The 6,983-nt window shown below is 74.1% G+C and carries 7 protein-coding genes and 1 pseudogene; 4 read left to right on the top strand and 4 right to left on the bottom strand.

Translation table 11 applies throughout. The annotated features are described in order from the left end of the window. A pseudogene (locus GA0115242_RS29835) lies at positions 1-381 on the bottom strand (hypothetical protein); the annotation flags it as partial. Between the two features lie 160 nt (positions 382-541). Between GA0115242_RS29835 and GA0115242_RS29830 the strand changes: the two are divergent. Both GA0115242_RS29830 and GA0115242_RS29825 read left to right on the top strand, forming a co-directional pair. After that, entirely contained in the window at positions 542-1,510 is a 969-nt protein-coding gene (locus GA0115242_RS29830) for a GlxA family transcriptional regulator (protein WP_093833948.1), read from the top strand. 8 nt (positions 1,511-1,518) lie between these two features. Further along, a complete protein-coding gene (locus tag GA0115242_RS29825; RefSeq protein ID WP_093833946.1) occupies positions 1,519-2,154 on the top strand; it encodes a DJ-1/PfpI family protein in 636 nt (211 codons plus the stop codon). On the opposite strand, the gene GA0115242_RS29820 is transcribed toward GA0115242_RS29825, so the two are convergent. After that, on the bottom strand, positions 2,141-2,890 hold the full coding sequence (locus tag GA0115242_RS29820; RefSeq protein WP_093833944.1) for an enoyl-CoA hydratase/isomerase family protein: 750 nt from the start codon (positions 2,888-2,890) through the stop codon (positions 2,141-2,143). The two genes, GA0115242_RS29825 and GA0115242_RS29820, sit on opposite strands and share 14 nt — an antisense overlap. Before the next feature lie 244 nt (positions 2,891-3,134). On the opposite strand from GA0115242_RS29820, the gene GA0115242_RS29815 reads away from it, so the two are divergent. Beyond that, positions 3,135-3,638: an ATP-binding protein gene (locus GA0115242_RS29815; protein ID WP_093833950.1), complete on the top strand. Its 504-nt coding sequence runs from the start codon at positions 3,135-3,137 to the stop codon at positions 3,636-3,638. Between the two features lie 3 nt (positions 3,639-3,641). Here GA0115242_RS29815 and idi read toward each other — a convergent pair whose 3' ends face one another. Both idi and GA0115242_RS29805 read right to left on the bottom strand, forming a co-directional pair. Then, positions 3,642-4,235: an isopentenyl-diphosphate Delta-isomerase gene (gene idi / locus GA0115242_RS29810; RefSeq protein ID WP_093833942.1), complete on the bottom strand. Its 594-nt coding sequence runs from the start codon at positions 4,233-4,235 to the stop codon at positions 3,642-3,644. 166 nt (positions 4,236-4,401) lie between these two features. Continuing rightward, positions 4,402-5,343, bottom strand: a complete 942-nt coding sequence (locus tag GA0115242_RS29805; RefSeq protein WP_093833940.1) for a cation diffusion facilitator family transporter — start codon at positions 5,341-5,343, stop codon at positions 4,402-4,404. A gap of 425 nt (positions 5,344-5,768) precedes the next feature. On the opposite strand from GA0115242_RS29805, the gene GA0115242_RS29800 reads away from it, so the two are divergent. Continuing rightward, positions 5,769-6,983, top strand: a 1,215-nt coding sequence (locus GA0115242_RS29800) for a CDP-alcohol phosphatidyltransferase family protein (protein ID WP_093833938.1), incomplete at its 3' end; no start/stop codon positions are given.

Raw genomic sequence — 6,983 nt, 5'->3', positions numbered from 1 at the left:
GGCGCGCAGCGCGAGGGACGCGGCCTCCGCCGTCTCCGGCGCGGCGACGGCGTCCGCGCCCAGCAGCCGCCGCAGGGTCGCGTCGGCGGCACGCGCGCGTGCGGCGAGGACGGCGTCGGGCGCGGCGGTGTCCCACACGGCGGGCACGTGCCGGGCGACCAGCTCGTACCGGTAGTTGTAGAAGGCCGCGGTGACGGTCCCCGGGCCGACCCGTCCCATGGCCGCGGCCCGGGTGGCGAAGTTGACCGCCCGGGGGTCGGTGATGCCCAGCGCCCCCATCTCCGTCGCCAGGTCGGGGGAGAAGAACAGGGTGGAGTGCAGGGAGTTCAGCGTGTTGTGGCAGCGGCGGCCGGCGCGCGGCTCCAGGGCGGCGGTAGTCATGCCCTGCACGTTACCGACTGGTTGGTACGTCCAGAAGGGCCGCCCCCGCGCGGGATTCCGCCGCCGGGGACCCGAGGACGGGGGCCGCCGGTCGCCCGATGGCAGAAAAGGTGGGGAACGCGTCGTTGCGGACATCCCGGCACCCGCCGAGAATCGGGACATGAGGCAGCGCACCGTTCTCGTCCTTCTCTTCGACGGCGTCCAGAGCCTGGACGTCACCGGTCCCGTGGAGGTCTTCGCCGGGGCCGGGAACGCCGTGCCGGGCAGCTACCGCATCCGCACCGCCTCCCTCGACGGCGCCCCCGTGCGCACCTCGAGCGGCCTGACCCTGGTGCCGGACGGCTCCCTCGCCGACGCCGGGGACCCGGCCCCGCACACCCTGCTGGTGCCCGGCGGCGCGGGCACCCGCGACCTCGACCCGCTTCTGGTGGAGTGGCTGCGCGCGCACGGCCCGCGCGCCACCCGCCTGGTCTCCGTCTGCACCGGCGCCATCGCGCTCGCCGCCGCCGGACTGCTGGACGGCCGCCGGGTCACCACGCACTGGGCGTACTGCGCCACCCTCGCCCGCGACCACCCGGCCGTCGAGGTCGACCCCGACCCCATCTACGTGCGCGACGGCCGGGTCTCCACCTCGGCGGGCGTCACCTCAGGCATCGACCTCGCCCTCGCGCTGGTCGAGGAGGACCTCGGCCGCGACACCGCCCTGACCGTCGCCAGGCACCTGGTGGTCTTCCTGCGCAGGCCGGGCAACCAGGCCCAGTTCAGCGCCCAGCTCGCCGCCCAGACCGCCCGGCGCGAACCGCTGCGCGAGGTCCAGCAGTGGATCACCGAGCACCCGGCGGACGATCTGAGCGTCGGCGCCCTCGCCGCCCGCGCCGCCCTCTCGCCCCGGCACTTCGCCCGCGCCTTCGAGGCGGAGACCGGCACCACCCCGGGCCGCTACGTCGACCGGGTCCGGGTCGAGCACGCCCGCCGCCTCCTGGAGGACACCGCCGACGGTGTCGAGGAGATCTCCCGCGCCAGCGGCTACGGCACCCCCGAGGCCATGCGCCGCGCCTTCGTCAAGGCGCTCGGCACGGCCCCGGCCGAGTACCGCCGCCGCTTCCGTCCCGCACCCGCCCCGCGTTAGGAACGCCGATGCAGATCGCCATCGTCCTCTTCGACCGCTTCACCGCGCTGGACGCGGTCGGCCCCTACGAGACCCTCGGACGGCTCCCGGACGCCGACACCGTCTTCGTCGCCGAGCGCGTCGGCCCGGTCCGCGCCGACACCGGGAACCTCGCCCTCGTCGCCGACCGGACCCTCGCCGAGGTGCCGCGCCCCGACCTCGTGGTGGTGCCCGGCGGCCCCGGGCAGACCGCGCAGATGGACAACGACGTCCTGCTCCGGTGGCTGCGCGCCGCCGACGCCACCAGCACCTGGACGACGTCGGTGTGCACCGGCTCCCTGCTGCTCGCCGCCGCGGGACTGCTCAGGGGCCGCCGTGCCACCTCGCACTGGCTGGCCCTCGACTCGCTCGCGCGGTTCGGCGCCGAGCCCACCTCGGAGCGGGTGGTGACCGACGGCAAGTACGTCACGGCGGCCGGTGTCTCCTCCGGCATCGACATGGGCCTCACGCTGCTGGGCCGGATCGCGGGCGACGAACACGCCTGCTCGGTCCAGCTGTTGACCGAGTACGACCCGCAACCCCCGTACGACGCGGGGTCCCCGGAGAAGGCGCCCGCGCACCTCGTGGAACGGGCCCGCGCGGCGAGCCGGTTCATCCTGTCGTAGTCCAGGTGAAGCGCGGCGCCCGGCGCTCCAGGAAGGCGGCGACCCCCTCCGCGGTCTCACCGGCGGCGCCCGCCTGCTCCGCCCAGTGCCCGTCCCGGTCGGTGCGCCCGTCGGCGAACTCCTTCGCGGACGCCTGCGTCAACTGCGAGCGGGACACCAGGACCCGGGTGAACTCCCCGACCCGCTTGCCGAGTTCGGCGTCGGGCAGCACCTCGTCGACCATCCCGGTGCGCAGTGCCCGCGCGCTGTCGATCAACTCACCGGAGAACAGCAGGTACTTGGCGGCGGCCGGACCGATCAGGGCCACCAGCCTGCGGGTGGAGGAGGCCGCGTAGACGATGCCGAGCTTCGCCGGGGTCACCCCGAACAGGGCGCCCTCCCCGGCGAACCGGAGGTCGCAGGCCGCCGCGAGCTGCGCGCCGCCGCCCACGCAGTGCCCGCGGATCGCGGCGAGGGTCGGCTTGGGGAACGCGGCGAGCGCCTCCTCGGCCGCCACCGCGAGCCCCTGGGCGGTGGCGGAGGAGCCGCGCAGCGTCGAGATGTCGGCCCCCGCGCAGAAGGTGTCGCCCGCTCCGGTGAGCACCAGGGCCCGCACCCCCGGGTCGGCGGCCAGCGTGTCGAGCAGCGGCGGCAGCGCGGCCCACATCGCGGCTGTCATGGCGTTGCGCTTGGCGGGGTGGTCGATGACGACGGTGGCGACCGCGTCGGTGACGTCGTGCCGCAGCTGGGGCTCCATGGGCCGGATGCTAGCCGCACCGGGGTGGGTCGATCACCAGAGGCGGCGCCATCGGGACCGTCTGATTCGTTTCCGAAAGCGGCTCGGGCCGGACAGGAGCGATCACGTGACCGACCACCTCTTGCGCGGGTGGTCAGAAGCGCTCGATACCCGCTGACTTCTGTTCAGTCAACGGGAGCCGAGGCCGCCGCCTCCAACACTTCGAGGTGTGGTGACAATCGAGCGCGAGGGCGGCGACCGGACGATGGACGACCAAGGGCGCGGATCCGGTCCACGCCCTGACGAGGGCGGCGAGGGGGTTCCGGGTCCCAGATCCCGGGAACCGCTGCCCTGGGAAGGTGTCTGGCGGTTCACGGCGCCCGCCGTCGACGCGTCGGTCCCGCAGGCCAGGCACGCGGTGCGGGACCTGCTCCGGCGCCAGGGCGTGCCGGTCTCCGACGAGCTGGCGCAGGGGCTGCTGCTGATCGTCTCGGAGCTGGTCACCAACGTGGTCAAGCACGCGGCGCTGCTCTCGCCGACGTTCGCCGTCGAGGTCGCCGTCGGGCCCGAGTGGGTGCGGATCTCGGTGGAGGACAACCACCCGTACCGGCCGACCGCCCTGGAGACGGACCACGGCAGGACCGGCGGGCGGGGGCTGCTGCTGGTGGGCGAGATCGCCCGGGAGGCGGGCGGGGTCTGCGACGTCGAGCACACCGCGGCCGGCGGCAAGGTGATCTGGGTCGCCCTGCCGCTCAAGCCCGCGCGGTAGGGCTCACCAGCCCGCCGAAGGACCCGTCAGCTCCCTGACCGCGGGCCGGGCCGCGTCCAGGACGGTCATGAACCAGGCGGAGAAGGTGCCGCTCGCGTGCCGCTCGGCCAGCTCGGCGGGCGTCACGAAGGCGGTCTCCCCGACCTCCTCCGGGTCCGGGCGCAGGGTGGCCTGCACGAGGCCGACGAAGAGGTGGTTGTACTCCTGCTCCACCAGGCCCGACGCCGGGTCCGGGTGGTTGTAGCGGACGGTGCCCGCCTCGGCCAGCAGCGAGGGCGACACCCCCAGCTCCTCGTGGGTGCGCCGGGCCGCCGCGGCGAAGGGCGCCTCGCCGGGGTAGGGGTGGCCGCAGCAGGTGTTGGACCAGACACCGGGGGAGTGGTACTTGCCCAGCGCGCGGCGCTGGAGAAGCAGCCGGCCGCGCTCGTCGAAGAGGAAGACGGAGAAGGCGCGGTGCAGCCGGCCCGGTGGCTGGTGGGCGGAGAGCTTCTCCGCGGTGCCGATCGTGACGCCGTCCTCGTCTACCAGTTCCAGCAAGATCGCGTCCGCGGTGCCGTTCGACGAGCTGTGCGTCGCGGTGGCAGGAGTGATCGGCATACCCATCCTTCGCATCGGTCTTCGCGCCCCCAGTCTGCCGTACGAATCAGGCACTCCCGGCACTTACCCGGCCTGACCGCATGTCCTGCGGGTGGCCAAGGGTGGTGAAGAACGAACGGCGGGCGCGCGCCGTCCGCGGCGCGCTCCCCCGATGGACGCCGCACTCTCAGTGGCAGAGCTTCGCCTCGTGCTCGGCGTGTCCGCCGGGTTCGAGCTGGAAGGTGCAGTGCTCCACGTCGAAGTGGTCGCCGACGCACTCCTGGAGCGCGTGCAGCATCTTCTCGTGGCCGGTCGCGCTGAGCACGTCCGAGCGCACGACCACGTGCACGGAGAGCACCGGCATGCCCGAGGTGATGGTCCAGGCGTGCAGGTCGTGGACGTCCTCGACGCCGTCGAGGCCCAGCAGGTGGGAGCGGACCTCCGCCATGTCGACGCCCTTGGGCGCCGTCTCCAGGAGCACGTCAAGCGTCTCGCGCAGCAGCTTCAGGGTGCGCGGCACGATCATCAGACCGATGACGAGCGAGGCGATCGGGTCGGCCGCCTGCCAGCCCGTCGCCAGGATCACCAGCGCGGAGACGATCACCGCGAGCGAACCCAGCGCGTCCGCCGCCACTTCGAGGAAGGCCCCGCGCACGTTCAGGCTCTCCTGCTGGCCGCGGACCAGCAGGGTCAGCGAGACCATGTTGGCGACCAGGCCGACGGCGCCGAAGACGACCATCAGGCCGCCCTCGGTGGTGGTCGGCGTGACGAACCGCTGGACCGCCTCCACCAGCACGTAGCCGCCGACGCCGAGCAGCAGCAGGCAGTTGGCGAGCGCGGCCAGGATCTCCGCGCGGGCGTACCCGAAGGTGCGGTTGCCGGTCGCTGGGCGGTTGGCGAAGTGGATGGCGAGCAGCGCCATGCCGAGACCCAGGGCGTCGGTGGCCATGTGCGCCGCGTCCGCGACCAGCGCCAGCGAGTCGGCCAGCACCCCGCCGACCACCTCGACCACCATCACGGCGAGCGTGATCGACAGCGCCACCCGCAGCCGTCCGCGGTACGCGGCGGCCGCCGTCCCCGTGGTCGGCGCGTGCGTGTGCCCGTGCCCGTGGTCGTGCCCAGCCCCCATGGCGGCAGCCCTCCTTCACTCGGTCCGGGATCACAGTGAACTACGGGCGGGGGGTATCCGGCAACGCGGCACTGAACACCGTTGTCATATGCCCTGACCTGCGGAAACGAATCGCAGGTCAGGGCGCCCCCGCTTTCTCCCGCGCGCCCCCGCGCCCGCTCCCGCGCGAGGACCGCGGGGCGCGCCGATGTCCCGGATGCCCGGTCTGGGGGTGCGGTTTGTCGGCGGAGCCCCCGATCACCGATGATGATCGCGGCGAAGGCCGGTGAAGGCAGTGCTGATCGGCCCGTGAACGGGCGGTGAACGGCTGTCGGACGCGATCCGATAACCTCTGCCGACACGCCGCCCGCCTGGTGCTGCCAAGGGGCGCCCCACGATGCTCATGACCGGCGCCCGCGCGTCGGCACCCCAGGGAGTGAGTCCGCTTGTCGACCGCCATCCTCACCGGCCAGCCGGTGCCCGGATCGTCGATCGAGGGTGATCTGCGCTCCCTCGGCTTCGACGTCGAGGTCGCCGCACACCCCGGCGAGGCGCAGGAACTGCTGGCCCGGGTGCCCGGCGGGGAGCGGGTCGCCGTCGTCGACGCCCGGTTCGTCGGTCACCCGCACGCGCTGCGCCTCGGCCTCACCGACCCGCGCTTCCCGCTCGCCGCGATCCCCGGCGCCGTCACCGCGCAGCCCGCCGCCCGCGAGCGGCTGACCCGCGCCCTCGCCCGGGAGAACACCCCGGGCGGCGCCACCGCGGTCGCCGTCGACAGCCTCCCCGACCGCCTGGCCACCGCGCTCGCCGACGACGGCGCCGAGGTGCGCCGCCCCGAGCTGGGCAGCCTGGTCGCCGCCGTACCGGCCGACCCGCAGGCCCGCAACGAGATACGGCAGGCCGTCTCCGCCGTCGACGACGAGGCCGTCCGCCTGAAGTCCGCGGTCAAGGCCCGCGACGGCTTCTTCACCACCTTCTTCATCAGCCCCTACTCCCGCTACCTGGCCCGCTGGTGCGCCCGCAGGGGACTGACCCCCAACCAGGTCACCACCGCCTCCCTGATCACCGCGCTGATCGCGGCGGCCTGCGCGGCGACCGGCACCCGCGGCGGCTTCGTCGCGGCGGGCGTCCTGCTGATCGCGTCCTTCGTGCTCGACTGCACCGACGGCCAGCTCGCCCGCTACTCCCTCCAGTACTCCACCCTCGGCGCCTGGCTCGACGCCACCTTCGACCGCGCCAAGGAGTACGCCTACTACGCGGGGCTCGCGCTCGGCGCGGCCCGTGGCGGCGACGACGTCTGGGCCCTCGCGCTCGGCGCGATGGTCCTGCAGACCTGCCGCCACGTCGTGGACTTCTCCTTCAACGAGGCGAACCACGACGCCGACGCCAACACCAGCCCCACCGCGGCCCTCTCCGACAGGCTCGACAGCGTCGGCTGGACGGTCTGGGTGCGGCGCATGATCGTGCTGCCGATCGGCGAGCGCTGGGCGATGATCGCCGTCCTGACGGCCGTGACGACCCCGCGGCTGACCCTCTGGGTGCTGCTCGTCGGCTGCGCCCTCGCCGCCACGTACACCACCGCGGGCCGGGTGCTGCGGTCGGTGACCCGCAGGGCGCGGCGCACCGACCGGGCCGCGCGGGCGCTGGCCGACCTCGCGGAC

The organism is Streptomyces sp. SolWspMP-5a-2, from assembly GCF_900091845.1.
GTDB classification, from domain to species: domain Bacteria; phylum Actinomycetota; class Actinomycetes; order Streptomycetales; family Streptomycetaceae; genus Streptomyces; species Streptomyces doudnae.
Note: the sequence above shows the minus strand (reverse complement) of the source record. Positions and strands in the feature narration are given on the sequence as shown.

What these genes read in the sequence shown, in the direction of transcription:
- GA0115242_RS29830 (WP_093833948.1), top strand. Translation starts at nt 542, where the DNA reads ATGAGGCAGCGCACCGTTCTCGTCCTTCTCTTCGACGGCGTCCAGAGC.
- GA0115242_RS29825 (WP_093833946.1), top strand. Translation starts at nt 1,519, where the DNA reads ATGCAGATCGCCATCGTCCTCTTCGACCGCTTCACCGCGCTGGACGCG.
- GA0115242_RS29820 (WP_093833944.1), bottom strand. Translation starts at nt 2,890, where the DNA reads ATGGAGCCCCAGCTGCGGCACGACGTCACCGACGCGGTCGCCACCGTC.
- GA0115242_RS29815 (WP_093833950.1), top strand. Translation starts at nt 3,135, where the DNA reads ATGGACGACCAAGGGCGCGGATCCGGTCCACGCCCTGACGAGGGCGGC.
- idi (WP_093833942.1), bottom strand. Translation starts at nt 4,235, where the DNA reads ATGCCGATCACTCCTGCCACCGCGACGCACAGCTCGTCGAACGGCACC.
- GA0115242_RS29805 (WP_093833940.1), bottom strand. Translation starts at nt 5,343, where the DNA reads ATGGGGGCTGGGCACGACCACGGGCACGGGCACACGCACGCGCCGACC.